Origin of the sequence: Amycolatopsis orientalis DSM 40040 = KCTC 9412 (genome assembly GCF_000478275.1) — a bacterium.
Taxonomy (GTDB): domain Bacteria; phylum Actinomycetota; class Actinomycetes; order Mycobacteriales; family Pseudonocardiaceae; genus Amycolatopsis; species Amycolatopsis orientalis.
This window is the reverse complement of the sequence record NZ_ASJB01000087.1, coordinates 1-232: the sequence shown is the minus strand read 5'-3', so window position 1 is coordinate 232 and position 232 is coordinate 1. Positions and strand designations below refer to the sequence as shown.

The window sequence follows — 232 nt, the reverse complement described above, 5'->3', positions numbered from 1 at the left end:
ACGAGATAATCGCAAGGCCTTTTCCGCCGATCTTGTCAAAAATCCGGCCGATGATCGGCGACATGATGCCCATTGCTATCGCGCCCGGCAGAAGCATCAAACCCGAATCGAAAGCTGTCACGTCTCTGACGTTTTGCGTGTACAGCGGCAAAATGGTCTCAGTACCGATCATTAATGCAAAAACGATCATACCAAGTAGCGTTGTTATCGTAAAAGTCCACGATTGGAAAAC

At 48.3% G+C, this 232-nt stretch carries 1 pseudogene; it reads right to left on the bottom strand.

The features are described 5' to 3' along the window. A pseudogene (locus L324_RS44465) lies at nucleotides 1-190 on the bottom strand (MFS transporter); the annotation flags it as partial. Between the last annotated feature and the right edge of the window lie 42 nt (nucleotides 191-232).